Source organism: Undibacterium sp. Di27W (assembly GCF_049340345.1).
GTDB lineage: Bacteria > Pseudomonadota > Gammaproteobacteria > Burkholderiales > Burkholderiaceae_D > Undibacterium.
This window is the reverse complement of record NZ_JBMPOS010000010.1, coordinates 1-26375: the sequence shown is the minus strand read 5'-3', so window position 1 is coordinate 26375 and position 26375 is coordinate 1. Positions and strand designations below refer to the sequence as shown.

Here is a 26375-nt window from a genome sequence, read left to right as displayed (position 1 = left end):
CTGCGCTGATGTGCCTTAAACCTGTACAGACTGGACATAATTTGGATCGCATATTCCGTCACAGGCTGGCTTGAGGTATCCTTGCAGGCATTCCTATTCCCTATGAAAATTCAAGAAAAATGGCCAATTACGTCTACACCATGAATCGCGTCGGCAAGATCGTTCCGCCGAAACGCCAAATTCTGAAAGATATTTCCCTGTCCTTCTTCCCTGGCGCCAAGATAGGCGTGCTGGGTCTGAATGGTTCAGGCAAGTCTTCCCTGCTGAAAATCATGGCAGGCATAGACAAGGACATACAGGGCGAAGCCGTGCCCATGCCTAACCTGAACATTGGTTATCTCCCGCAAGAACCGCAGCTTGATCCTGAACAAACCGTGCGCCAGGCAGTTGAATCTGCGCTGGGCGAAGTGTTTGAAGCCAAGGCCAAGCTGGAAGAAGTGTATGCAGCGTATGCAGAAGAAAACGCTGACTTTGATGCCCTGGCCAACGAGCAGGCGCGTCTGGAAGCCATCATCTCCACATCTTCAGGTGACAATGTAGAACTGCAACTGGAAATGGCTGCCGATGCGCTGCGCCTGCCAGCCTGGGATGCCAAGATAGCTGTCTTGTCCGGTGGTGAAAAACGCCGCGTCGCCCTGTGCCAATTATTGCTGTCCAAGCCAGACATGCTCTTGCTTGATGAACCAACCAACCATCTGGATGCAGAATCTGTCGACTGGCTGGAACAATTCCTGTTGCGCTTCCCTGGCACTGTGGTGGCAATTACCCATGATCGCTACTTCCTCGACAATGCGGCTGAGTGGATTCTGGAACTCGATCGTGGTCATGGCATCCCTTGGAAAGGCAATTACTCTTCCTGGCTGGATCAGAAGCAAGCCCGCCTGAAGCAGGAAGAAGCGACCGAATCCGCCCGCCAGAAAGCGCTGCAAAAAGAACTGGAATGGTCACGCCAGAACCCTAAAGCGCGTCAGGCCAAGAGCAAGGCACGTCTGGCCCGCTTCAATGAAATGAGCGAGCATGAATACCAGAAGCGCAATGAAACCCAGGAGATTTTCATCCCTGTGGCCGAGCGCCTGGGTAATGAAGTCATTGAATTCAAGAATGTCAGCAAAGCCTTTGGTGACCGCCTGCTCATCGATAACCTGAGCTTCAAGATCCCTCCTGGTGCCATCGTCGGCATCATCGGCCCTAATGGTGCCGGTAAATCGACTTTGTTCAAGATGATCAAGGGCCTGGAAACACCAGACAGTGGTGAAGTCGTACTGGGCCAGACAGCAAAAATCTCGCTGGTAGATCAATCGCGTGAAGACCTCGGCAATACCAAGACCGTGTTTGAAGATGTGGCCAATGGTGCTGACATCCTGACGGTAGGTCGTTTTGAAATGCCTTCGCGTGCCTACCTTGGCCGCTTCAACTTCAAGGGCGGTGACCAGCAAAAAATCGTTGGCAACCTCTCTGGTGGTGAGCGTGGTCGTTTGCATCTGGCCAAAACCCTGCTGCAAGGCGGCAATGTCTTGCTGCTCGATGAACCGTCCAATGATCTGGACGTAGAAACCCTGCGTGCGCTGGAAGATGCCTTGCTGGAATTTGCTGGCAGTGTCATGGTCATTTCGCATGACCGCTGGTTTCTTGATCGTATCGCCACCCATATCCTGGCGTTTGAAGGCAATTCACAAGTCAGCTTCTTTGATGGTAACTACCAGGAATATGAAGCCGACAAGAAAAAACGCCTGGGTGAAGAAGGTGCAAAACCTAAACGCATCCGTTACAAGCCTTTGACCGTATAAGTCTTAGCTAGCTGGCAGGTATGTCATTTGCATAGGCCAGTTTGATAGCAAACCGGCCTATCGCAAAAACCAGGCAAGACAAGGCAATGAAGTAAATTTTTTATTTGGTTTTAAGTTGTTTTTAAGTTGTTTAACAGAATGTTTTGTTGCAATGCGGTAAGCTAAAGATCAATACGGCGGGGCTTACACAATATTGTCCCGGCAAGGCAATGGCGAAGACGGCTGGTTTTAGTAGCTGGCCGCTCACGATGACTTTGCTGGCGCAGTTTTATGTCAGCCCTGACATTCTCGGGCACTGATACGCACGGATAAATCTCATGTTGAAAAAACACTTACTCCCTTTCTTGCTGTGCCTGGCTCTCTTCATGCAAACTGGTCTGGCCAGCGCCAATTCTGGCGGCAGTGCCAGCGCAGGCGGTGGCTCTACGGCCAAGCTGGAAGCTTTTGTTGTTAATCTCTCCACTACTGAACGCTACCTGCAACTCAGCATGGCCTTGCAAATTGCCAATGCAGAAGTCAGCGAAAAAATAAAGATGTTCATGCCCAAGGTCAGGCATACCCTGATCTTGCTACTGAGCAGCAAGGATGGCGAACAATTGCAAAGCCTGGAAGGCAAGCACCAGTTGATGGAAGAAATCAAGGATCGCGTCAACAAGACCCTGGAACTCAAAGAACACGATGGTGTGACTGATGTGTTTTTTGAAAACTTCGTTATCCAGTAAGCCCTGGCAAAACCGCTGGGCATGATCCTGTTACGACAAGTCCTGCAGTTAGGCTGAGCCAGCACCAGCAATTACGCCAGTCTGGGCGTAATCCCGCATTTATGTATACCGGACAGCAATTAGCCGCCAGAATAGCGGCTTTGCCCTATCGCGCATCCCATGTACCAGCTCGCCGCCCCTGCTTTTGCCGAAATAGAAATCAAGAAAAGCCGTTTCCTGGGCCAGCTCTACCCGCTCAACAGCCGCGCCGAAGCACGCCAGCAACTGACCAGCATACGCGCCCAGCACCCGGATGCCGTGCATGTCTGCTGGGCCCTGATCTGCACCGGCGACTCTGGCCTCGATGATGATGGCGAACCATCCGGCACTGCCGCCAAACCCATGTACAACGTGCTGGTGCACAAGAACGTCACCAATGTATTGGCCGTGGTCGTACGCTACTGGGGTGGCATCAAGCTCGGTGCTGGCGGCCTGACCCGCGCCTATGGCCAGGCCATTTCGGATGCCTTCAAGGTGGCCGAGCTGACAGAAGTTGAATACATGTTTGAGTGGGACATCATCTGCACCTATGCCGACGAATCCCATGTACGCCGCCTGTGCGACAAATTCTCCGCCAGCGTCACCGAGCTGGCCTATACCGAATCCACCATCATCAGCATCAGCCTTAAGCAAAAACTCGCCAGCAACTTTGAAGCCGAGTTGATAGAAATGCTAAAAGGGCAAGTCAGCATCATCAAGCCTGACTAAAACCATTCAACTTCCCGCTCCTACGCTCAATTTGGGCGCATAAGCTTTTTACATGTAAATTACTGTCAATTAACATGTCATTTACATATAAAATAGGTCTACTTGTCACTCTGAGTACACAGTTTTGTAATAAAGTTCGCAGTATTATTGCCCTTACATTTGCTTACGAATAGCAACTATCTTGCGTGGATAGATAGCTGCAAGTAGCAAACGCGGCATCAAAAATAATAACCATGCAAGAAACAAATGCAAAATACCAATCTGGCTAGCAGCGGCATTACTGATGTGAATGAAGAAAGCGTCAGCCTCAGACATTACGAATTCAAAAAACGTCTGGGAGAAGGCGGCTTTGGGCAAGTCCATGAAGCCTGGGACAGCAAACTCTGTCGCCCTGTCGCTATCAAACAGCTCAAAGCCACAGAGGGTGCAGCACAAACCACCAGCCTGCTCAAAGAAGCCCGCCTGGCCGCGTCCCTCAAGCACCCCGCCTTCGTCAAGATCTTCGCCATTGAAGATGAAGATAATAGCCATTCCATCGTCATGGAACTGGTGCCCGGCCTGACCCTGAAGCAATTACTGCAGCAACACCCGCAACAACCTCTGCCAGAACAGCAAGTCATCAACATCATCAGCCAGGTCGCCGAAGCCATGCAAGAAGCCCACGCCAGCGGCCTCATCCATGGCGACTTGAAACCATCGAACCTGATGGTAGAACCCGGCGGCAAAGTGCGCATACTCGACTTTGGCCTGGCCTCACAAATCGACGCCCAGGCCACCACGTCCATGAGCCAGCTGGACCCGCAAGGCACGATAGCCTACATGGCCCCGGAACGCATGATGGGCAATCCTGCCAATGCCCAAAGCGACATCTACGCCCTCGGCGTCATCCTCTACGAAACCCTGACCGGCCAACGCCCCTTCGCCAACGCCAGCGGCCTGGCCCTGGCTGCCGCTTTGATGCAATCGAACTCCGACACCTGGGAATTCCCGACAGGATGCAAGCCAGAACTGATCAAGCTGGCGCGGGCGATGACGGCCAGACAGACTGAGAAACGCCTGAGCAGTATGCAGCAGGTGCATGAGCAATTGCGTGGGTTGGTGAGTGTGCCTGTAATGGTGACAGCGGGTGGTGCTGGGAATGTAAGCAGCGTTTCAGGCAAAGGATGGAATAAGCTCAGTAAGCCTAAACGCTTTGCTATCGTCGGCGCCATTATCGTCGCACTGGGTTATGGGGCTTGGCAAGCAATGCCTTACCTTGAAATTGACAAGATGTCGTTGAAACCATTTTCAGAATCATTGGCGATGAAGCTAGGGCTGGAAGCTCTCAAGGTCTTTGACCGACCTGGAAGTATCGATATAGCAGTAAAGAATTTTGAATCAATCCTTACACATAATCCTAACAATGCAGCAGCGGCGGCTGGGCTATCTTTAGCCTTCGGATTCCGCTACGCCAGCGATGGGAAAGATGAAATTTGGTTACAAAAAGCTATAGCCAGCGCACAACAAGGTTTAAGGCTCGGAAATCAAATCAGTCTTACCCATGTTGCATATGCTTGGGTACTTGATAGACAAGGTAAAAGTAATGAATCCATTACAGAATTTGATCAAGCATTAAAACTAGATCCGGGAAATTTTTTTGCACTTTATGGAAAAGTTAAATCGCTTACTCAGTTACGTAGATTTGAAGAAGCAACGCAATTAGCAAATGATAGTTTCAAGAAATTTCCTCAAGAAAGAGTATTTGCTGACGCACTTGGAACTATATATTTTCAACAACATAATTACAAAATGGCAGAGGAATTGTTTAGGCTTAGTATCAAAATACAACCTGATGCTGTAGTTGCTTACTCAAACTTAAATGCTGTCTTACTATATCAAAACCGTCTTGAAGAAGCACTTCAAGTGCTACAGCAGGGTCTACAAATTCGACCCAGTGCATCTCTTTTCGCAAACTTGGGAAACGCTCTTTTTGCACGCGGCGACTACGCAGCGGCGGCAGATGCCTTTGAACAAGCTGTCTCCCCTGATAAAGGAAATCCAAACAACTATTTAGGTTGGGCAAATTTGGCAGACACATTACTTTGGCTACCCGGAAGAAAACTTGAAGCACAGAAATCCTATACAAAAGCCAAAGAGTTATTAGCCACCAGCTTGCTTAGAGCACCAAATGACGTAACGCTTGTTTCACGTATGGCACTCTATGAAGCAAGATTACAGCAACAGTCCTCTGCAGAGACGCTCATAAAACAAGCCTTAAGACTTGCTCCCAAAAGCGCAGATGTTCAATTTCGTTCTGGCCTGGCATATGAATTGCTTGGTAAGAGAGAGCCTGCGTTGGATGCAATCCTGCTGGCGAGAGAATTGGGCTATCCTCAAAAAATGATCGAGTCAGAACCTGATTTATTAGAACTTAGAAAAGACCTGAGATACAAAGCAAATTAGCGATATCGCCAACATAAATAAAACATCATCTATAGGAAATAATGGTGACTAGATGCATGAAATAATTCTTGCAATTAGCTTTCCATTTACTAAACGGAAGTTTTTTGATTTGGGAAATCCCCTTGTTAATCTAAATTAAATTTTTCAATCTTATTCATAAAGGAGAAAACCTTGGCTGACTATATTTTTACAATTCCCTATGATAGAAGAGGGAATGCCGTTGGACAATATACATCCGATCCACTTCCACCAATAGATCCAAAAACTGGCATTCCCAAGTTTAACGATGGGGATACGATCAGTTTTCAATATACCTTCATAAATCATGGAATTTCTGAAGGACCTAACTCTGCTGTAGTATCTAATAGCATAATCAATGCTACTCCAGCAAATACGAATGGTGAAGGCCCCTTCCCAAATGGGGCGTATACTTATGTCTTAAATGCAGAAAATAATTTCACTGTAACTTTAATAAATAATACAAAAATTAAGGACGCATGGAGACTTAGCGGGTCCTTTATATCCTCGCTAACTAATTCAGGCGTCACGGTAAAATGGGATCCAGAAGTCGAAGTCGGTACAGGTGGATAGCGATAGCGTGCATTCATACTTTGCTTTGCTAAAGTAAAAGATGGGGCGGATGTCCGTGGCAAAGATTTGTGCACGTCAAGAAATATTCAAAACAAGCATAGGCAAGTTAAAATTTTCTTGCCTATGCTACTGCCAACCGTGGTGGCTTAATATTCCATGGGCATGGCAGTGATTTCATCATGCGCTGCTACCAGTCACTTGCATTGATGCATTGCATTTCCAGTCGTACAGCAGGCGAAAGAAGATGCTAGCAATAATGATACCGCGGAGCATGTGGCCTTTCTGTAGTCAACGCAGCGGAACACGCTCCACCACCTTCAAATACCGCCTCAAAGCCTCACTAGGCGTTTTCAATAGCGCGGCACAAACCTCTACATCGCCAGCACTGGTCACCAGTGACTGGCGAATTTCTTCTGTGGGTATCTGTTCGGCGCGGCGTATCTGGCTGTGGTTGTCGAGCAGTTTGTACATGGATGGGCGTGAGACCCCTAGTTCTTGTGCTGCGCCCTGTATATACCAGTCGTTGTTTTCCATGGCACGTAAAACATCGTCGTCGCTGAGTTCTGCCAGTTTTTTGCGTGGTATTGCTGGCTGCGGGATTTTGCTGTCTGTGCTGATGCTGGCCTGTGCCACGCTCGATGGAGTTTTGTGCGTGGTTTTGACGAGGCTGGCGAGTTGTGGCACTTCGCCGAGTTGCAGGGCCAGCAGGGCGCGGCGCAGGACGTGGGATAGCTGGCGGATGTTGCCCGGCCAGTCGTAATTGGCAAATTCGCTGACCAGTGCGACTGGCAGGCTGGTGCCCAGCTCATTAGGTAGTTTGCTGTTGCTGAGCAGGTGCAGCAGCAAGACGCCGATGTCTTCACGGCGGGCGCGTAATGGTGGCAGATGGATGATGAAGCTTTCGAGGCGGCGCAGCAGGGCCTGGTTGAAGCCTTCGCTGTATAAGTCCTGGTCGGTCGCGGCGATCAGGCGGGCGCTGGACTTCTGGTCTTGCTGTGCTCCTAGCGGGCGGTAGTCGCCACTCTCCAGTACGCGCAAGAGCATGGGTTGTATGGTGGCTGGGGTATTGCCTATCTCGTCGAGGAAGAGTGTTGCGCCTTCTGCCTCGGCAAACAGGCCTTTGCGGGCATTTTGTGCACCTGTGTAAGCGCCTTTGACGGCACCAAACAAATCAGCCGCCGCCAGGGCTTCATTCAAAGCGGCCATGTTTACACTGACCAGTTCTGCACTGGCGCGCTTGCTGTAGGCGTGGATGGCGCGCGCGGCGATTTCTTTGCCTGTACCCGTTTCACCAAGCAGCAAGACCGGTAATTCCGTCCCGGCGACCTGGCGTATCTGGTCGCGGGCGACGATGGCGGCACTGCCTACACCGATAAAGCCGTGGGCAGGATTGTGCTTGGGCAGACAGCGCATCCAGTGCAGGCAAATCACGATGGCACGGCCCAGGCCCAGGATGACACCTGCTTCTATCTGCTCACGACTTAGCGCCACCGGTACATTGATCTCTATGCCATTGACTTCGACCACCATGCGGCTGGCCGGTGGCGTGATGAGGACGCTGTCATTGGCATCGCGGGTGATGCGCACCGGGTCACGCGAGATACCGCCATAACCCAGCGGCAAACCGTCTTTGCCAGGGTGGCGAAATAGCGGCAGGAAACGATTGATCTCGACCAGACCGTCGGGGTTACTGGCCATGAACTGCTCGCCTATGCGCTGGCTATCTGGATGCCAGATGATGGTCAGGCCCAGCAGGGCCGCCGCATTGTCGGCCAGCTTGGCCAGGGGCGAGGTCAGCGTGTAGTCAGTATCGGTCATTTTGTGAGCAGCAAATTTTGGACGCAGATGTAAAGCGACAGTGTAAAGCGCCAATGTAAATTTGTATGCTTTACATGTCAAATGTGGTCGAAAAAACCTTATCCCCATAGGGAAGCGATGCTGGCACGGGCTTTGCAAATAGGCATGTATAGCGCAAGTGAACCTGCTTGCCATCTGAAGGAGAGAATAATGCCCACCACACAAATCATGCTTGCTGTACTTAATCTGCTGTTATTCATGCTGCTTTCAAAAATGGCCCTGAAAGCCAGGCTGGCCCGCAATATTGCCATGCGCTTGCTGACGGATGATGTGTATTACCATGAAACCCGCGGCTTACTGATACAGAAGAATACCGAGAGCGCCAGGCTGGCCCATGGCCGTGTCAGGATCAGTAGCATCGCCAAAATCCCTGCGAGCCGGCCGCAAGACCCGCAAGTTGCCTGGTTTGCGGCGGTCCACACCTCTACCCATATGCGTCTGCGCCCTTTGCCAGAACCAGCACCATCAGTGCTGGAAGTGCCATATGCCTTGTGGGCCACGACCTGGGCATCGAAAGACACGCCCTGGTCTACCACGCTTAGCCTGAAGCAGGATAAGCATGCTGAAACTCTAGCTGAAGTCGCTGTTGAGGCTATCAAAGAAAAGCCAGCACGCAAACCTGTACTGAAACCTGCCCACAAACCTGGCAAGAGCACTCAAGACTTGCTGGACATGGGAATGATGCAGCCCGCTGCATGTTAGGAAACCTGTAGCACTGAAGCATGCCCACCGTATTTCAGGAGTCAGCTATGAAGCCCGCCCAGCCATTCACGACTGCAGACATGTTATTGAAATTTGATCCTGTTGGTGACTTTGAACTGTACCAGGGTTGCTTGCCACCCATGCTGAGGTTGCAGGCCAATCTGTTTGGCGAGCGCATGCCGACTGAAGCAGAAGAAACAGCAGCAATAGAGAATTTTCGTGCGCTGTATGGCGCAGCCAGGGGTGGCTTTGACAGGCGCAAGACAGATCGAAGGCTGGACCCGGCCAGGGTAGGGATGGCCCCAGCCTATCAGCGCCGCAAGAGTGACGATAGCAATAACGGCATGTGAGCACCGGAACAAAAAACCAAAACCAAAACAAAGTCAGGATCAGACATGACGTCAGAAAAAAGAATGCTCGCCTTGCATGAACAAGATACGCTGGTCTCTTTTGCGCCAGAAGAACCCGGCCTGCAGTGGCAGCGCATCAATGGCATGGCAGTACACGACGATGCCAACTGGGACCTGGAAATTTGCCGCATGACGTGTATGACGCTGGCCGAAGCCAAGAGCTTTGCAGCAGCAGATGATCGCATCACTTTTTTCTTTTACGTCAAACATTACGCCATCATGCGCCGCCACCAGGTCTTGCACGCAGGTGACGTGGTGTTTTTTTCTGGCACACCCACCCTGATTGCAGAAAGCGGTGCCGACAGTTTTGAAAAACCGGCGGCGGCAGGCAGCAGCTTTAGTGTTACGGCTGCGCCTGGCAATAACTGGGTCAGCATACAGGCGCAAATGCAGGTACCGTTTTTGAGTAGCGAGCAAGCCCATGCCTATTTATGGCCATGCCTGCTGCCGGGACATGGCCTGGGTACAGAATTGCCGGGAGGTGGCTTGCAGGCGGTCCTTAGTTATTGCCCACCACATGCAGACAGCACTGATATGTCAGGACACCCCTTTGCCCAGGGCGGCTGGTGGGTATGCGGGCAATATGTGCATGCAGGCGGCAAGCCACATCCTGCGCAAGCCTGTTTTGGCGGCCCTTGCATGGCAGTCAGCCCCGGCGATGTATTAAGTTGCCGCATCGTGTATGAGGCAGCCAGCCGTAGCTGGCTGCAAACCATCACAAATACCAGCAACAAAAACAGCGTGTCTTTCCCGGTATCGGCAAAGCAGAGTTCAGGGCAGGTACAAGAAAAAAATACACTCAGCTTTTGTTTGAAAAAATTGCTGTCCTCACCGCATGCGCATGCAAGTACTGGTGCCAGCCATTTATATCAATGCCTGAGTTTGTACAATGTAGTCGCCAAGCTCGCTTTTCCGCAGGCTAATCTGGCGCAAGACTTGAACCATCTGGCGTTTGTGGAAAACGCCAGGCTCAGTGATGACCATACCAGTCTGCACCTGGGGCGTATCGTCTTGTACAACCCCATGATGCATGTAGGCGAATGAACAGAGCACCTTGACCAGGCGCGTACGTTGGAGAACGTGGGACTTGCATTATGCATAAATAGTCAAATTGGCATTTTTGATTCGCACTGTGCTTTGGGTGAATTTTAATCAGGATTATCTTTCCCTGGCTGGCATGGTTTGTCTATTGAGTAAGGGCATATATAACAATTTTTAAAATCACAAATGCCACTATTGCTGCACCAGAAACAGCTACACTGTTGCTCTCGTTCATGCTTACCAGAGCAATCATCCATGCGCAGTCACACTGCCAAAATCGCTGCCAGTCTGTTTTTGCTGCTAGGCTTGCTCAGCCCGGTGGTGCTGTCTGGCCTGGTGGATTTTTCGCCTGGCCTGATAGAATCAGTCAGCAAGCGCTTTGGGGCAGAGGGGCCGCGTCGTCTGACGCAAATGCAAATTGCCGTCAACAAGATCAGGGCGGCAGCTGGTAAAGACTTTGCCAAAAATGCAGGCCGTTCAGTCGATGCCCAATATGAAATGCCGGTTTTACGCCAGGTGAATGATTTCTATAATCACGTGCCCTACTTCAGCGACCAGGAACACTGGGGCGTCGAAGATTACTGGGCTACGCCTGTGGAATTTATTGCATCATGGGGCGGCGATTGTGAAGACTATGCGATCGCCAAATACATGACACTGAAAGACCTGGGCATACCGACAGAACGTTTGCGCATCACCTATGTCAGGGCCATCCGCATAGGCGAAACCCATATGGTGTTGGCGTATTACCCCAGCCCCGCGGCCGAACCCTGGATCATGGATAATCTGGTAGAAGAAATCCAGCCCGCCTCAGCCCGTACTGACCTGGTGCCTGTATATAGTTTTAATGATGATGACTTATGGCTGGCCAGCGGCAATACCCGCAAGGGCGGGGCATCGACTGTGCGTTTGTGGAAAGATTTGATAGAGAAGATGGCCAAAGAAAAACGCATGTAATGGGCTTACGGAAAATTGCTCCAGCTGCGTTGCAGCTCCTGAATTTAGCAAAATTCGGTACTAAAGTACTGTCTTCGTCGCTACGGTGCAGTTGGGGTTTCGGACAACATGTTGTCCGCCAACGGAACGAACCGCCCTTGCGAGGGCGGTTTCTTAAAGCGATAGCCTTGCTGGAACAACTTTCCGTAATCCCTTGCATGCCTCACTCTGCCACTGCCAGCACCACCTTTTCCGGCGCGCCAAAATAAAAACCCTGGCCGCATTCTATATGGTCGGCAATCAATAATTGCAGGCTGGCTTCGGTTTCCACATTTTGTGCCACCAGGGAGATCCCCAGGGATTGGGCAAACTTGACGATGGCGCGCAAATGGGCGTGGCTGCTTTCGTTATCAGCCACTTCCTGTACCAGGCCTCCATCAAGCTTGATGTAGTCTGGTGGCACTTCCCGGATGAAGTTCAGGGCATGCGGATCAAGGCCAAAATGGTCGACTCCAAAACGCACGCCAGCTGCGCGCAAGGCGGTGACAAATTTACGGGTGATGGCATGGTTTTTTGAGCAGGCAGATTCACTGATTTCTACCGACAGACGGGTCGCCAGTTCGGGTGAGTATTTCAAACGGGCCGTGAACCAGTCGCAAAAATCCTTGCTTTCCATGGATTGCAGCGAGACATTGACGGCGATACTTTTATAGCTGCCGCGATTTTTTTGCAGCATGTCCATGATCAGGGTGATTACGGCCTGATCTATTTCAGGCATCAATTCATGGCGCAAGGCCATGGGCAGGAATTGATTGGCTGGCACCAGGTTGCCCTGGGTATCAAGCAGACGGGAAAAAACTTCATGATGTACCAACTGGCGCAATTGCAGGCGCATGACAGGCTGGGCAAACAAGACCCAGCGGTTTTCTGCCAGGGCATTGCTGATCAGGGTACGCCAGCCGTGCGAACCGGCGATCGCGGCTTCACTGTCTTCCATGTGGGTCAGGGTGATTTGTCCATTGCCGGACTGGCGCATGGTTTCTATGGCCAGGTCGGCGCGGGCAAAGATGTCTCCACGCGGCTGGCTCGGACCAAAGACGACAGCACCGGCCGCCAGGCGGACTTGTCGTGAGGCACGCAGCAAGACTTGATTCAAGCGGTAATGCAGGGACTCGACCAGCAAGTCAATGACTTGCTGGTTAACATCAATACACACGGCAGCCATGGAGCTGCCACCTATGCGGCCCAGGATATAGCTATATTTGCTGACCACTTCACGCAATACGGTCGCCACGTCGGCCAGCAAGGCATCGCCTTGTTGATAACCATAGTGATGATTGTATTCTTTCAAGCCATCGAATTCGAAGACAAAAATGACAGCGCTTTCAAAGCGCCCATCTTCCGACAGCAAAAGATTAAAGCGCAGGTCAAAGCCATGGCGGTTTTCCAGGCCACTGACTTTGTCGATGAAGGCATCACGTCGAAAGCCATCAGCCCGGCTGATTTCTGCATCCAGCATGCTGGAGATGCGCTCTGTCATATGATTCATGGCTAGCACCACGCGTTGCAGCTCGCGGGTTTGGGGCAGCACTTCTATGCGCTGAAAGCGCTTGGCCTGTATGGCGATGGCGACTTCTTCTATTTTTTCCAGCGGGCTGAGGATGATCCTCAGCAAGACCACAGTCAGCCCCCACACGACCAGGTACATGGCAAACATCCATAGCGCCATTTCTTTCATGGAACGCCACAGGTATTCATAGGCATATGCCGGGTGGCTGACCACGATGACCTTGCCTAGTTGACGCCAGCCTGAGGAAATAAAGGCTTCGCCTGCCGGGGTTTGCAAATCAAACAGGGCGGGCATCCAGCTGGGTACGGTTTCCTTGTTGCTGGCCAGCTCTTTATTCAGCATGACCTTGCCTGCTGGATCAAGTACCACGATTTTCTTATAATAGCCGCGATCAAACAGGGTAGAGATTTGTATATTTGCCAGGGTCTGGTCATTTTTAGCCAGTGCTTCTTCCAGTGGCCGTGACAAAGCCGTAGCGGCATCCTGCGCATGCGAGGCCAGTTGCTGTTGCAAATAATCCCGTGTCGTCAACACTGACAAGATTTGCAATCCAAGAAACACGGCAAAAAAGATAATGGATATGGCAAGCAGGAGTTGGCGTCTGAGCGTCATGGTGTCTCTTTATAGGTTTTCATTTCCCGTTTTTATCTGTGCTTTTATCTTTGTTTTGATCTTTGTTTTGATGGCAGGTTTTACCACTTTTTTATCATTTATTTTTATGTTTTTCCTGCGCATGGTGACTTTAACAAGAAAATAGTGTGTTTCGCTTATTTCTTCTGCTTTATTTCAAGATTTACATAAAATCGTGTTGAAGCTGTGGTCACCCGGTTTTATTTTTTCAATGTATTTTAATAAATTTCATATGTCCAATACCGATATTTTACGCAGCAAGATCAATCTGGAAACAGCCGCTTACCCCTGGAGTGAGCTATTACGCCACTTTGCCAGTGGTGCAGTGCTGGTGGTCCAGCCCGGCCTGGACCTGGTGGAAGTGGCGCTGTTGATGGCCAATGACCATGCCGATGAAATTGCTGCCCTGCTGGGTGAAGGCTATCTGGCCAAGGTCAGTGATGCGCAAGCCCAGTCCTGGCTGGAGCAAGATGCCCAGCACTGGACTGTGGTCGTCAAACCCTGGGTGCTGGTGCAAGAACGTCAGGCATAGTCAAAACATAGTCAGCCATGACAGCAACATCAAAGCACCCTTGAACTTTTACTAAGCCCCTAAGGTCACAATCAATGACTTAGCTTTTGAAAAGACAAGATGCAATTTGTGCTGACAGAAACGAGCAAGCCTTTCAAGCAATCGGGGCGTCCGGTAGTGGCTATCTTATTGGTAGTCTTTGCTCACATTGTTTTTTGGCAATTATTACGCCAGCCAAATAATTATTTGCGCCATGCCGCGACCCATGCTGTTGTGAACTACTTGCAAGTTTTGCAGATAGTCCCCAAGCCACTCATGGCGAAACCTCCGGTAGAAGCTGCCAAAACTGCTGACCCTGCGGTCCCGGCCGAAAAACTGGCAAAAAAAGAAAACACCGCCAGCAAGCGGCCATCTGTCACCCGTCCTGCCTCAATCCAGCCGATGACAGAAACCAGCCCGGCTACCAGCAAATCGCCCGAACCACTCGCCATACACGAGGAGCCTGCTGCCAGCCCGGGGCTGAACCTGGATGCCCTGCGCAGTTCAGCCGTCGCGATGGAGCGTAAGCGCAAACCCACGGAAATCGAGCAAATCCAGGCTAGCCACCGTCAGTCAGACAGCCTGGAAAAACGTCTGGGCGAAGGCACCAAAAGAGCAGAAAAGAAAGAATGTCTGAAAGCCTTTTCTGGCTTAGGCGTACTGGCTGTCATCCCACTGGCAGTGAGCACCGTTGTGGACACTGGATGCAAATGGTAATGCGCCAGTCAGCTCGGCTATAATGCCGGATTCCGTATTTTGATTTGGCCGGAATGGGGCTGAAGCAAGATGGCTGTAGCATGACATGAATGGGTATCCCAGATTGATACCCGCCCCTGTTGAGTGATAGCCCTGCTTGAGCGCATCCTTGATTTGTTGACCTTGACTAATTGCTTGTTACATATAAGCAATTTTATTTTTATCTGGATCATTCATGAAAAAAACTTCTTATCTGTTCGCCGCCATGTTGCTGGCAGCACTTGGATCTGGCTTCTCCCCCGTGACTGTCAATGCAGTTCAGGCGCAAGAAGCGGCTGATCCTGCCAAGCTGACTGTGCGCGCAGAAATGGGCAAACCTCTGGCTGAAATTCAAGAATTGCTGAATGCCAAGCAATATCCTCAAGCAATAGAAAAAATCAATGCTCTGGATGCGCTGGACAAGAAAACCCCTTATGAGATATTTGCCATCCAGCGCATGCGCGCAGTGGTAGCTTCCAGCACCAATGATACTGCCCTGATGGCCACATCGTTTGACAGCATGATCAATAGCGAATTTCTGAAAGAACCAGAAAAGCTGCGCTTGATTGAAGCTATGGCTGGTACTTATTTCAATGAAAAGAAATATGTGCAAGCCAGGGAATGGGCAAACCGCATTCTGGCGAAAGACCCGGGTAATGTGGGCATGAACAATCTGGTGGCACGCGCCTACTATCTGGAGAACGATTACCCTAATGCCATCACTGTATTGAATAAGCAATTGGCAGAAGATGACAAGGCCAAGCGCAATCCTACACAAGAAAACCTGAAATTGCTGGCCAGCTCCTATCAGCAAATCAAGGATAAAAATGGCTACGCGACCGTATTGGAACGCATGATTGCCTTGTATCCACAAAAAGAATACTGGCCTGACATGCTCTACTCGGTAGAACGTCGTCCTGGTTTTTCTGACCGCCTGCGTCTGGATTTGTATCGCTTACTGCTGAAAACCGAGAGCCTGGATGACGGCCCGCAATTTGTCGAAATGGTGGAATTAGCTCTCCTGGCAGGTTTGCCAGCAGAAGCCAAAACCTCAGTCGATGCTGGTTATGCCGCCAATTTGTTGGGCACAGGCAAGGAAGCAGCAAAACATAAGCAATTGCGTGACAAAGCCTATAAACAGGCTGCCGACGATATCAAGACCCTGGATGCGGGCGAGGCTTCTGCCAAGAATGCAAAAACCGGTGTGGGCTTGCTCAACATAGGCTACAACTATGTCATCAATGGTCAGCATGAAAAAGGTCTGGCATTGATGGAGCAAGGCATGGCCAAGGGTGGCCTGAAGTTTGCCGATGAAGCCAAGCTGCATCTGGGCATGGCTTACTTGCAGGCAGGTAATCGCGAGAAGGCAAAAGAAGTATTTGCTACTATCCAAAGCACAGACGGCACAGCCGACCTGGCGCGTTTGTGGTTGCTGGTTCCTGCTGCTGGAACTGCTGCTGCCCCGGCCGCTAAATAAGCTCTGGATTTAAGTTAGTTTCAAGTTTGCTTTGAAAAGCGCGGCATACCTCTGTGTATGCCGCGCTTTTTTATCTTCCGGGATTGATTTTGAACAAAAAAAAGCTGTCTTGCGCAATGCAAGACAGCTTATCAAGTTCAGGACCGCAAGCTCTGATTACGGTACTGACGGTACACCTTTGGATACTCTTTAACTACCCGGCCAAACCCCAGGTCTGGCCGAGCATGAACTGTCAACTGCGATCAGGAATGATAGGCAGACTCACCATGGCTGGTGATGTCCAGACCTTCACGTTCTTCATCTTCTGGTACACGCAGACCAACCACCAGATCCACCAGTTTGTAAGCCACGAAGGACACTACGCCTGACCAGATGATAGTAGTGCCGACTGCAGTCGCCTGTGTCATGACCTGGCCAAACATGTCATAAGGATCAGCCGACATTTTGTTGGTGATATAGTCGAATATGCCCTGGCCGCCGAGAGAAGGTGCCGCAAACACACCCGTCAGCAAGGCTCCCAGGATACCGCCTACGCCATGTACGCCAAAGACGTCGAGGGAATCATCTGCACCCAGCAAACGCTTGAGACCATTGACACCCCACAGACAGACTATGCCTGCCAGCAAACCGATGATCAGCGCACCCATAGGGCCGACGAAACCACAAGCTGGCGTAATCGCTACCAGACCGGCTACCGCACCGGACGCACCACCCAGCATGGAAGGTTTGCCTTTCGACATCCATTCACCAAACACCCAGGAAACAGTAGCTGCCGCCGTTGCCAGCAAGGTATTGATGAAGGCCAGTGCAGCCACGTCACCCGCTTCCAGCGCAGAACCGGCATTGAAACCAAACCAGCCCACCCACAACAGCGACGCACCTATCATCGTCATCGTCAGGGAGTGCGGTGCCATGGATTCTTTACCATAGCCCACGCGCTTGCCGATCAGGTAAGCACCCACCAGGCCAGCCACCGCGGCATTGATATGCACGACCGTACCACCAGCAAAATCAAGTGCGGATTTTTGCTGCAAGAAGCCGCCTTTGGCCAATTCAGTTGCTGCAGTAGCTGCATCTTTGATGGCATCAGGACCGGTCCAGAACCAGACCATGTGCGCAATAGGCAGATAGCTGAAGGTGAACCACAAGACCACGAACAACAGCACAGCAGTGAACTTTGCACGTTCTGCAAAAGCACCGATGATCAGACCGCAAGTGATGGCTGCAAAGGTCGCCTGGAAGGCCACGTAGGCAAACTCAGGAATCACCACGCCTTTGCTGAAAGTCGCTGCCGTAGCAAATGTTGCCTTGGCCGGATCCCAGATACCTTTCAGGAAAACACGGTCAAACGAACCGATGAACTTGCCACCTTCAGTGAAGGCCAGTGAGTAACCATAGATACACCACAGTACGATAATCACGGCAAAGATCATGAAGACTTGCATGAGTATGGACAGCATGTTCTTGGAGCGGACCAGGCCACCATAGAACAGGGCCAGACCAGGTATGGTCATCAGGATGACCAGCAGGGTGGCCACCATCATCCAGGCAGTGTCGCCCTTATTGGGTACAGGCGCTGGTGCGGCGGCGGCACTGGCTGCCGCAGGGTCTGCCGCTGCCGCCGGAGCAGAAGCTGGCGTCACTACCGTGATTGCAGGTGCAGCAGGTACAACTGGTACAGATGCGGCAGCCGGTACAGAAGCGCTGGCCGATGCAGTTACCGATGCCGCAGAGGCTGCTGCCGGTTCTGCCTTGGCCGAGGCATCCTGTGCCCATGCGCTAGAGCTAAAACCGACGGTGACCAGCAAGGCCGTCCCTGCCAGTATGTTCTTCAACAGTTTTTTCATGTGAACTCCCTGGTAGGCTATCAGAGTGCGTCGTTGCCGGTTTCACCGGTACGAATGCGCACAACTTGTTGCAAGTCATAGACAAAAATCTTGCCGTCACCAATCTTGCCAGTGCGGGCCGCGGTTTCTATCGCCTCGATGGCGCGGTCGAGGATGGCATCATCCACTGCTGCTTCGATTTTTGTTTTAGGCAAAAAATCGACAACATATTCAGCACCGCGATATAACTCGGTATGACCTTTTTGACGGCCAAAGCCCTTGACTTCAGTCACGGTAATCCCTTGTACGCCGATGGCAGACAAGGCTTCACGCACTTCATCAAGCTTGAAGGGTTTGATAATTGCAGTAATCAGTTTCATGCTGACCTCGGATGATTAAAATGTTTTGACTGCAGACAACAGCAATGTCGTCTTGCCTGTGAATTTGCCACCTGGTGTGACATACAACTTGCTATCGGCATTGGTACCCAGGGCAGCGATACCAAAATTGATGCCAAAGAATTCTTTATTCACACCGATTTTCCAGTCGGAATAAGAATAGGCACCATTGTTCTTGATCGTCTGGCGGCCTACATGCAAACCCAGGGTATAACCCTCAGGCAATTCAATATTTGCCCCCAGATCCAGATAACCACTGTTCTTGCTATTCACAAAACCAAACAGATTGGTGACGGAATGCGAATACTTGATATACGCTGGCCCCATGCCTACCTGGCCATAGATTTCTGTGGTGTTGGCATCGACAAAGCCCGGCACCTTGTTCAAACCATTGGATGGATAGACATAAGAAAGAATACCGACGTCATATGACACATCCTTGACGATCTCGCCTTTTTTACCGGCATACAAATCCCATTCAACATCACCACCACCGCCAGCATCCTTGGTCCACTTGATTGTCGACAACCAGGTCCCGGCATAAAAGCCGCTGGGATTGTGCACATAGTCAGCACCGCCCTGCAAAGCAGGATCAAGACGCGACTGCGAAATAGCGCGATAACGGTACTCGCTGACGACGCCTGCATTGAAGCTGACTTCATTGTCTGGCTTGGCTTCAGGCTTGGCATCTTCTGCATGGGCAAAACCACTCAGGAATGTTGTGGCTACAGCAGCGGCGATTACTAATTTTTTCATTGCGCTTCCCCCTATTGAATAAAGATTTGATTTGATATAAACCGTGGCAGAACCCGTTTTCCATGGCATGCAGGACTGCGTGCTCGTCCGAACTGCCTGTGGCGGATTCTTGAATTCTTCTTTCCCCTTCCTGTTAGCAGGAGTCGTGCCACCCATCCAGGATTAATGAAAAATTCAGCTGAAATACGAGTGACAACACTGTATTCATACGCATACAGCCAGACGTGGCGGGCATGCGGACCGGTTTTAATATTGCAGCGCAATACCAGCAATAGTGTGAGCAAGATGCGCTATCATTGCCCTATAGGTAAAATGGCAAGCGAAAAATCAAGATTGCGCACCATTTGCGGGAGATATCTAGGCCGCACAAAAAAGTGGCAAGACTTGATTTGCACCATAATTGTGCAATTACAAAATAGAGGATAAATAATGGACAAGCAAAATTTCTTTAATGACATGCAGGCTAAAATCAGCCAGGCACTGGAAAACTCACCCGCCAAAGACATAGAAAAGAATGTCAAAGCCATGATGAGCCAGGGCTTTTCCAAGCTCGACCTGGTTACGCGCGAAGAATTTGACATACAGGCACAGGTGCTGGCCAAGACCCGCGCCAAACTCGAAGCCCTGGAAGCCAGGGTAGCTGCACTGGAAGCCCCACAAAAAGACGACTAAGCAGCACGCATGTCACTCGCCGTCCTTAAAAGCCGCGCCCTGAATGGCATGGATGCGCCGCAGGTCACTGTAGAAGTGCATCTGGCCAACGGTTTACCTGCATTTACGATCGTTGGACTTCCTGAAACCGAGGTCAAGGAATCCAAGGACAGGGTCAGGGCGGCCCTGCAAAATGCCCGCTTTGAATTCCCGGCCAAGCGCATCACCGTTAACCTGGCTCCGGCAGACTTGCCAAAGGAATCTGGCCGCTTTGATTTGCCGATTGCCCTGGGCATTTTAGCGGCATCAGGACAAATCCCGGGCGATGCGCTGGAGCAATATGAATTTGCCGGTGAGCTCTCATTGTCTGGCGAGTTAAGACCGATACGCGGTGCCCTGGCCATGACATTTGCGATTTGCAAAAGCCAGCAACATACGCAACAGGAGCCCGCCTTCATTTTGCCGCGCGCCAATGCCGATGAAGCCGCCCTGGTCAGCGATGCGGCAATCTACCCGGCAGACTCGCTACTGCAGGTATGCGCCCACTTTGCGGGTGTGGATGGAGAACAGAGACTTGCACGCCACAGACCCACTTCCAGGCCGCAGCGCCCACAGTATGCTGATTTTGCCGAAGTCAAAGGCCAGCTCCAGGCCAAGCGCGCACTGGAGGTAGCTGCGGCGGGCGCGCATTCGGTACTTTTAATCGGTCCTCCAGGGACAGGTAAGTCCATGCTGGCCGCCCGCTTCCCCGGTATCTTGCCTACCATGACCGATCAGGAGGCACTGGAATCCGCCGCAGTACAATCCCTGACTTCTGGCTTTTCCATAGAGAAATGGAAAGCGCGCCCTTATCGCTCACCCCATCACACAGCCTCTGCCGTGGCCCTGGTGGGTGGTGGTGGAACACCCAGGCCAGGCGAGATTTCCCTGGCCCATCGTGGCGTCCTCTTCCTAGATGAGCTCCCTGAGTTCGATCGCAAAGTGCTGGAAGTTTTACGCGAACCGCTGGAATCTGGTCACATCACCATTTCAAGAGCGGCAAGGCAGGCGGATTTCCCGGCCCGCTTTCAGTTGATCGCAGCCATGAATCCATGTCCTTGCGGATACTTTGGCCACAGCAATGGCAAATGCCGCTGTACGCCTGACATCATCTATGAGATTACATAAGAAAAATATAAAAAGCAGAAGTACAGTATAAAAATACATAAGATAAGTAAATAAATATTAACTTAACTACATGATTTTTATAGATAATTCTTAAAATACGGAAATTTACAATTTTCTAAAAATTTATTATTTCGCTTCATTACTTTCTCAAAAAATTTCTCGTAGCAAAATCCCATGATACCAAATTGGCATACCTGGCCGACTCTCGATTCGTTAGCCAACTCGGATAAAAAAATGAAAACGAGGTTAAAAAATAAGTATAAAATAAGCAAAAATAGGTTGTCTTTATAATAATTTCGAATCAAAACTAAATGTCCAGGCAACTATCCTTTGACTTTTCGGAAGAGGTGACATTTCCTATCACGACGCCACTTCTCCCCATTCGACCCAAACCTCTTGAAGGCGAAATATTGTCGTCTTGGCTAACGCGATTGGCCTTTCACAATGGAATAGCACCAAGTCAACTTTCTTATCAACTCATTAGCACCAGTTATTTGCTAAGCATAGAAGTTGATCGAATTCCGTCTCAGCATTTATTAAAATCCATCACTGCTCACACAGGAATAAGTGAAAATGAGATACTCAAAATGGCGTTTTCAAAATACGAAGACAATATTCATTTGCGTTTTGAGAAGCATGGAAACATCCCGCACGTTATAAGCCCAGGCTACAAAAATATCAAAACTGGAGCTCTCAGAGGATTTGCTTTTTGCCCAGATTGTCTTCGAGAAGACCGGGAGCCGTATTTCAGGAAGCAATGGCGATATACATTTGTAGTATCGTGTAACAAACATGCTCGACTGCTATCCGATGAGTGCAGCAATTGTGGTTACTCTTTTATATATTTTCGGTCACTAGGGAACCGCGAAGAAAAGTATGAGAGAGACTCTATTGTGATATGTCAGCACTGCGCTTTTGACATTAGGAACACCGTCACAAAACCAACCGGCGACAAGATCATCCCATTTATTGCTGAAATACAGAGAAAACTTATCGGAGCGACTGTTAAAAGATGGAGCGTGGATTTCGACAATTTTGAGACTGTCTACCATGCAATTCCATGGTTCGCTGGCATTAAATTATTGGTTCGATTTCTGTCATCCTACGCAACGTCATCAGAGTTGATCCGAGACATCATAGATGGAAAGGGTCTGCCATTTGATCATACCGACTTTAAGACCATACTCCGATCAAATTCCCAATTTCCAGAATCATATCCAGCTCACAAGATTGTCTCAGTCGGTGTGAACTTTGAGCATAAAACCATCAACGGAAGAGCTGCGACTTTGGCGATTCTGAGCGTCATTTTAGATAATTGGCCCCAGTCAATACGGCAAGTACTACAAAATAGCACTCAATCTCAACAATATTGGGCCTTGTTGCTCAACGCTGATACTCCACACTGGATATATGAAGCTTTAAATCCTTGCATACAATTTGCTAAACTGCTGCCTTTCGAAGAAAGGGGAATGATCAAGCAATATCTCATCTCAAAAGGCTACTCAAAACCGACTCAATATCATATAAATAATTTCCACCAGACAGGCACCTTCCCTCTTTTAAATGACAAAGAAAAAAAGCAAGCCCTGCTTGAGTCTAGAGCGCGCTTCATACATAAGGATGACATAGAGAAAAAAATGAAGCGGCTTAGAAAGAAATCAACATAAACGATCTTACCCCCTCCGTTGTGGTGGATACACCTTGCATATTGCCTACGGTAAGTAGTCAGCAATAATTATGCTATACCATCATTTAATGCCTTTTATATAACAATTTTATCAATAATACTGCTATAGCAGATTTATAAATCAAGATAGTGCGGTTGTGTGTGAACTCACAATTAAGCTTTTCCCACCAGCCAGGGGCTGAAAATTTGCATCAAAGTTTCCAGTTATTTTCAATGAAAACTGCCATAGAATTTCAACGAAAGCTGCTATCAGTTTTCAAATCAAACCTGCCGGTCGCGCTGATTTCACAATTCCGCACTTTGCGTTTGCTGACTGTATTGACTCGGAAATGACTTTTTTAGTGTTGGATAGGGCAATTTGCAGAAATGGGTTCGTTACCACCAATAATTCCTACTTGAAGCCAAATTTTTTGCTTCTGAGGGGCAGATCATTTACCAATACCGATTTTTGGTGGAAGCATATTTGTAGTGTGGTGCGGGCTGAAAATTGCCTGAGACGGAAAAGCCGCTCTTTGGGCGGCTTTTCTACAACTAAGGCAATACTTGTTAGTTTGCGCTGGATTATGACCCGGCGTTTGCATTAAATTCTGTCCCACTCGTTTTAATGTCTTTTAAGGGTTAAGTTGATGTTAGTTTGGACTTTTCCTCCTTTGCGTGTTCGTTTGCTGGCTGAATTGACCCTGTCAGTTTGATCCACCTTCCACTTCCTGGCAAAGGCTGCCATCCGGTCATACCATCCCTCAAATCCCAGTTCTTTCAGATCCAAGTGAAGCTGTTTTAAGCTGCGTCGTTGCTTCCGATTTTTACCCGCTTCGGTTTTAAGCCAGTTTGAAAGCTGCAATGCATATTTGTCGATCGCACTGATTGTTTGTCGTTCCGCATAGGCTGGCTCTGTGATTTCAGAGCGCAGATAGCGTCGCGCGGATAGCGCCGAACTGTGTTGCAAGAGATGCCCAGTCGTTTGGCGATCTCCCGTAATGGGATCTGGTCACGAATGTGCCAGCGTCGAATAATACCTAGTAATGCCACGTCAATCACTCCTGCTCCCTACTCATCAAGATAAGTAGGATTGTGGGCTAAACGTGTGTCAGTTTTAGATGCAATTTATCCAGAAAAGTGGGGCACTTTTCAGTGCAAATCAACATTTCTGGCCCTACTTCAGATTAAGGCAGTGCTTTACTTCCTATTTTCTTTCAGCATATTGCAGAACATGGCTCCTTGTTCAATTGAATCGTCAAGCGCAATATGAGTATGAGGAAAATCATCGAACCAGGCTTTAGGCATATATTTTTTCGCACTTTTCTTGAAATCCGACTTCATGACTGCCATAGCGAATGACTTCATATCCGGGGCGGAAAAGCTGAATGGGCTCTCACCTGCGAAACGAATCAAATGCCAGTAGACGAACATGGAATCGAAGCCGGCCGGAAACGCGACGAAAATCGGTTTGCCTGGTAATAATTTGATCGAAGTGACTTACTGGGTCATCGCAGCTCGCAGTGACTCCAGATTCGAACGGCAAGGCACCCAGGCATCTGGTTGAGTAAGCCACCATGCCGCAGTCGTGGGGTCTGCAGAGTTATCAGACAATGTTTTCAAATTGGCGGTGTACGTTCCAATCAAATTCTTCTCGACAGTATAGGCGGCTGAGCCAAAACTAAGCATGGAGTATGCCCAGGAATTGGGCCGTTGGACGGTAGCTCGTCTACAGGTCAGAACAGGCAAATAAAAGTTTGGTCGTCGAGAGGCTGGTTTAGATAAGTATAAAAGAAACATTGGCGAAAAAAAGCATGCTGCCTTATCAATTATTATTGATAAGCAAACCTTGGAATTATTTGATGTATAGTTGATATCATATAAAATAATTTTCTACCTAGTTACTAATGAGTCTTACTTATGCAGCGAGCTCTTGAACGTTTCGGCGTTCCAGAAGAAAATCTGAAGGCAGCAAGAAAATGGGCCGAAAAGCAGAACATTGAAATTTTTCAATGCTATGTACCTACGCGCAAGGAAGTGGCTAAATTAAGTCCCAAGAAAATCACTAAAATCCTGGTGAATTGGATGTGTCACAGTCCAGTCGAAATTATCCCTAGTAAAAGCCAGATCATCGAGGTCAGGAACATCCTGCTCTCGCGTGAGGATGCAGACACACTCAGCAATGTAATAACGATGTGCAATTACTATATTGCAAACGACTAAATTTCCGTTATTTTGAAAAGTATAAAAAAAGCAGCCCAAAGGCTGCTTAAAAACGGAACCAACATCGAGGAGATGTACGCTTTAACTATAGCAGTCAGGTATTACAAATCAATGACTTATTATCGTATTTGTTGCGTAGCAAAAACAAGCGTCAGTTTTCAGACAATTCATTTCAAAAGTCACACCGAATAAGAAAATTTTTGCTATACATTCTTATATAGTCATTAACAATAAATTTTTTTGGACATTCTGCACTAAGTGTAATAACTAACGTGTAGTACTTATGTATTAGAAATAATGGCGTTTTTGAACGCCTGAGATATGGCCGTTCGATTATCGTACGATCACTTTTTCGACAATACCCAGAATGTCTATTTAAAATCGTGGCTACCCAAAATTTCATCGCGTCAATCAGGAAGTGGGCTCAAGAACATGCTTTTTTGAGATACAGCTTCACGTTTATTGTCGGATGGTCGGTTATCGTTTTTATCCTGATTATGGCCGTCTGGCGTACGCACTATTTCACGATAGAGCAGGACAAAAAATTAGTTCGATCAAATGCCCTAAAGGATGTTGCATCGCTTTCACGAGCTTATGCACGATATCTTACCCGCACGATTGAACAAATCGATCAGGTTAGTATGCATGTGAAATATGACTGGGAACATTCCAGGCACTCATTAAAGCTGGAAGAGCAACGATCCCAAGGACTATTCATCGCCCCTCAGTTTGAACTGGTCGCCATTATTGACGCTAAGGGCAAGCCAGTTACATCCACCATCCCCATCGAAAAATGGCAGGACACGACATTACGGGGGCAGTTTTTCTATCATCAAAACAATAATTCCAGTGCTATGCAGATTGGACTTCCTGCTGTTATCAACAGTTCTGGAAAGTTGGTCATACAATTTACCCGCAGATTGGAGGATGCTGATGAGGCATTCGACGGGATGGTCGTTATCTCGGTAGAGCCTTCCTATTTTTCTTCTTTTTACGACAGCCAAAGCCTGGGTAAAAGTGGCTTAATCGCTATTCTGGCAAGCGATGGCACTGTTGGCGCGTCAAGGTTAGGAGATGTTATTCCGTTTGGCGGCGGCAGCGTATTCGCGCGCGATATTCAATTCAACACGGCGGTTGGGACAGGGCATTTTTCTGGCCCATCGACCTTCATCGATCAGCAATCACGTATCTTGGGCTGGCAGAGTCTTGAAGCATTTTTTCTAACCGCTGTCGTCGGCTTGGATGAACAAGAGTTGTTTGGCAACTATGAAGCCATTTGGGCTCAAGCAAAAAAGACTGCTGCCACCACAACAATCGCATTGCTTCTATTTGGCTCAATTGCCATATTTTCATCAACCAGACTTGCGTGGAAAAAGTATCAGGCCAAGCAGGTTCGCGACACTTACCGGCTTGCGACAGAAGCGACCGACGAGGGTTTCTATATGATGAATGCGCTCAGGGATGTACACGGAAAAATCATCGATTTTCAAGTAG

23 protein-coding genes and 2 pseudogenes are annotated in these 26375 nt (G+C 49.3%); 18 read left to right on the top strand and 7 right to left on the bottom strand.

What is annotated here, in order from left to right; genetic code table 11:
* Positions 1–119: 119 nt before the first annotated feature.
* The 5 genes from ettA to ACO0LF_RS19530 all read left to right on the top strand — a co-directional run bounded on the left by ettA (position 120) and on the right by ACO0LF_RS19530 (position 6289).
* Complete coding sequence (gene ettA / locus ACO0LF_RS19550) at positions 120–1787, top strand: energy-dependent translational throttle protein EttA (protein WP_423017015.1); 1668 nt, start codon at positions 120–122, stop codon at positions 1785–1787.
* A gap of 317 nt (positions 1788–2104) precedes the next feature.
* A complete protein-coding gene (locus ACO0LF_RS19545) occupies positions 2105–2509 on the top strand; it encodes a flagellar basal body-associated FliL family protein (protein WP_423017013.1) in 405 nt (134 codons plus the stop codon).
* Between the two features lie 159 nt (positions 2510–2668).
* Positions 2669–3256 (top strand): IMPACT family protein, encoded by a 588-nt coding sequence (locus ACO0LF_RS19540; protein ID WP_423017011.1) that lies wholly within the window; start codon positions 2669–2671, stop codon positions 3254–3256.
* 246 nt (positions 3257–3502) lie between these two features.
* Positions 3503–5698, top strand: coding sequence for a protein kinase domain-containing protein (locus tag ACO0LF_RS19535; RefSeq protein WP_423017009.1), 2196 nt, complete (start codon positions 3503–3505; stop codon positions 5696–5698).
* Between the two features lie 171 nt (positions 5699–5869).
* Positions 5870–6289: a hypothetical protein gene (locus ACO0LF_RS19530; protein ID WP_423017007.1), complete on the top strand. Its 420-nt coding sequence runs from the start codon at positions 5870–5872 to the stop codon at positions 6287–6289.
* Between the two features lie 288 nt (positions 6290–6577).
* Here ACO0LF_RS19530 and ACO0LF_RS19525 read toward each other — a convergent pair whose 3' ends face one another.
* Positions 6578–8107 carry a sigma-54-dependent transcriptional regulator gene (locus ACO0LF_RS19525; RefSeq protein WP_423017005.1) on the bottom strand — a complete coding sequence of 510 codons (1530 nt, stop codon included), beginning with the start codon at positions 8105–8107 and terminating at the stop codon, positions 6578–6580.
* Positions 8108–8296: 189 nt separating this feature from the next.
* On the opposite strand from ACO0LF_RS19525, the gene ACO0LF_RS19520 reads away from it, so the two are divergent.
* The 4 genes from ACO0LF_RS19520 to ACO0LF_RS19505 all read left to right on the top strand — a co-directional run bounded on the left by ACO0LF_RS19520 (position 8297) and on the right by ACO0LF_RS19505 (position 11256).
* Positions 8297–8848, top strand: coding sequence for a hypothetical protein (locus tag ACO0LF_RS19520; RefSeq protein WP_423017003.1), 552 nt, complete (start codon positions 8297–8299; stop codon positions 8846–8848).
* Between the two features lie 47 nt (positions 8849–8895).
* Positions 8896–9198 (top strand): hypothetical protein, encoded by a 303-nt coding sequence (locus tag ACO0LF_RS19515; protein WP_423017001.1) that lies wholly within the window; start codon positions 8896–8898, stop codon positions 9196–9198.
* A gap of 45 nt (positions 9199–9243) precedes the next feature.
* Complete coding sequence (locus ACO0LF_RS19510; protein ID WP_423016999.1) at positions 9244–10302, top strand: hypothetical protein; 1059 nt, start codon at positions 9244–9246, stop codon at positions 10300–10302.
* A gap of 252 nt (positions 10303–10554) precedes the next feature.
* Positions 10555–11256, top strand: coding sequence for a transglutaminase-like cysteine peptidase (locus ACO0LF_RS19505; protein WP_423016997.1), 702 nt, complete (start codon positions 10555–10557; stop codon positions 11254–11256).
* 202 nt (positions 11257–11458) lie between these two features.
* Here ACO0LF_RS19505 and ACO0LF_RS19500 read toward each other — a convergent pair whose 3' ends face one another.
* Positions 11459–13417 (bottom strand): bifunctional diguanylate cyclase/phosphodiesterase, encoded by a 1959-nt coding sequence (locus ACO0LF_RS19500; RefSeq protein WP_423016995.1) that lies wholly within the window; start codon positions 13415–13417, stop codon positions 11459–11461.
* A 250-nt stretch (positions 13418–13667) separates the two neighbouring features.
* Here ACO0LF_RS19500 and ACO0LF_RS19495 point away from each other — a divergent pair, with 250 nt between their 5' ends.
* The 3 genes from ACO0LF_RS19495 to ACO0LF_RS19485 all read left to right on the top strand — a co-directional run bounded on the left by ACO0LF_RS19495 (position 13668) and on the right by ACO0LF_RS19485 (position 16197).
* Positions 13668–13967, top strand: a complete 300-nt coding sequence (locus tag ACO0LF_RS19495) for a DUF2288 domain-containing protein (RefSeq protein ID WP_423016993.1) — start codon at positions 13668–13670, stop codon at positions 13965–13967.
* 99 nt (positions 13968–14066) lie between these two features.
* The gene (locus tag ACO0LF_RS19490; RefSeq protein WP_423016991.1) at positions 14067–14702 is read left to right on the top strand and encodes a hypothetical protein; all 636 of its coding nucleotides are present in this window, start codon (positions 14067–14069) and stop codon (positions 14700–14702) included.
* A gap of 214 nt (positions 14703–14916) precedes the next feature.
* A complete protein-coding gene (locus tag ACO0LF_RS19485) occupies positions 14917–16197 on the top strand; it encodes a tetratricopeptide repeat protein (RefSeq protein WP_423016989.1) in 1281 nt (426 codons plus the stop codon).
* 242 nt (positions 16198–16439) lie between these two features.
* Here the strand turns inward: ACO0LF_RS19485 and ACO0LF_RS19480 are convergent, their stop codons facing one another.
* Genes ACO0LF_RS19480 through ACO0LF_RS19470 form a run of 3 tightly spaced genes read right to left on the bottom strand, consistent with a single transcriptional unit; the run spans position 16440 to position 19177 of the window.
* Positions 16440–18044 (bottom strand): ammonium transporter, encoded by a 1605-nt coding sequence (locus ACO0LF_RS19480; protein WP_423016987.1) that lies wholly within the window; start codon positions 18042–18044, stop codon positions 16440–16442.
* Between the two features lie 20 nt (positions 18045–18064).
* Positions 18065–18403, bottom strand: a complete 339-nt coding sequence (gene glnK, locus ACO0LF_RS19475; protein ID WP_423008144.1) for a P-II family nitrogen regulator — start codon at positions 18401–18403, stop codon at positions 18065–18067.
* Positions 18404–18418: 15 nt separating this feature from the next.
* A complete protein-coding gene (locus tag ACO0LF_RS19470) occupies positions 18419–19177 on the bottom strand; it encodes a TorF family putative porin (RefSeq protein WP_423016985.1) in 759 nt (252 codons plus the stop codon).
* A gap of 429 nt (positions 19178–19606) precedes the next feature.
* Here ACO0LF_RS19470 and ACO0LF_RS19465 point away from each other — a divergent pair, with 429 nt between their 5' ends.
* The 3 genes and pseudogenes from ACO0LF_RS19465 (at position 19607) to ACO0LF_RS19455 (ending at position 22662) form a co-directional block, all read left to right on the top strand.
* Positions 19607–19849, top strand: coding sequence for an accessory factor UbiK family protein (locus ACO0LF_RS19465; protein ID WP_423016983.1), 243 nt, complete (start codon positions 19607–19609; stop codon positions 19847–19849).
* A 9-nt stretch (positions 19850–19858) separates the two neighbouring features.
* Positions 19859–20980 (top strand): annotated as a pseudogene (locus ACO0LF_RS19460) (YifB family Mg chelatase-like AAA ATPase); the annotation flags it as partial.
* Between the two features lie 326 nt (positions 20981–21306).
* Positions 21307–22662 (top strand): TniQ family protein, encoded by a 1356-nt coding sequence (locus ACO0LF_RS19455; RefSeq protein WP_423016981.1) that lies wholly within the window; start codon positions 21307–21309, stop codon positions 22660–22662.
* A gap of 621 nt (positions 22663–23283) precedes the next feature.
* Here the strand turns inward: ACO0LF_RS19455 and ACO0LF_RS19450 are convergent.
* Positions 23284–23628, bottom strand: a complete 345-nt coding sequence (locus tag ACO0LF_RS19450; RefSeq protein WP_423016979.1) for a hypothetical protein — start codon at positions 23626–23628, stop codon at positions 23284–23286.
* A gap of 230 nt (positions 23629–23858) precedes the next feature.
* A complete protein-coding gene (locus tag ACO0LF_RS19445; protein WP_423016977.1) occupies positions 23859–24092 on the bottom strand; it encodes a hypothetical protein in 234 nt (77 codons plus the stop codon).
* On the opposite strand from ACO0LF_RS19445, the gene ACO0LF_RS19440 reads away from it, so the two are divergent.
* The 3 genes and pseudogenes from ACO0LF_RS19440 to ACO0LF_RS19430 all read left to right on the top strand — a co-directional run.
* Positions 24091–24225 (top strand): hypothetical protein, encoded by a 135-nt coding sequence (locus ACO0LF_RS19440; protein WP_423016975.1) that lies wholly within the window; start codon positions 24091–24093, stop codon positions 24223–24225. The genes ACO0LF_RS19445 and ACO0LF_RS19440 overlap by 2 nt on opposite strands.
* 353 nt (positions 24226–24578) lie before the next feature.
* Complete coding sequence (locus tag ACO0LF_RS19435) at positions 24579–24881, top strand: hypothetical protein (RefSeq protein WP_423016973.1); 303 nt, start codon at positions 24579–24581, stop codon at positions 24879–24881.
* Between the two features lie 383 nt (positions 24882–25264).
* A pseudogene (locus ACO0LF_RS19430) lies at positions 25265–26375 on the top strand (hypothetical protein); the annotation flags it as partial.